This is a genomic window from Bacillus sp. SM2101 (assembly GCF_018588585.1).
GTDB classification, from domain to species: Bacteria; Bacillota; Bacilli; order Bacillales; family SM2101; genus Nanhaiella; species Nanhaiella sioensis.
Genome location: NZ_JAEUFG010000037.1, coordinates 3,384 through 3,612, shown reverse-complemented (window position 1 = coordinate 3,612; position 229 = coordinate 3,384). Strand labels below are relative to the sequence as shown.

Here is a 229-nt window from a genome sequence, read left to right as displayed (position 1 = left end):
CGAAATAAGTGGGAATTTCATTTCAGATACTAGTTGATTTGCATAAATATGTCCAGCTATATGGTGAACCCCAATGATAGGAATGTTGTGAGCAAGAGCAATGGCTTTGGCAGCATTGACACCAACTAACAAGGCACCGACCAACCCTGGGCCTTCAGTGACAGCTATTGCATCGATCTCATTATAAGAAATTTGCGCCTGTTTTAGTGCTTCTTCAAGCACAATGGTA

1 pseudogene is annotated in these 229 nt (G+C 41.9%); it reads right to left on the bottom strand.

The annotated features are described in order from the left end of the window. Positions 1-229 (bottom strand): annotated as a pseudogene (locus JM172_RS24925) (tRNA (adenosine(37)-N6)-threonylcarbamoyltransferase complex transferase subunit TsaD); the annotation flags it as partial.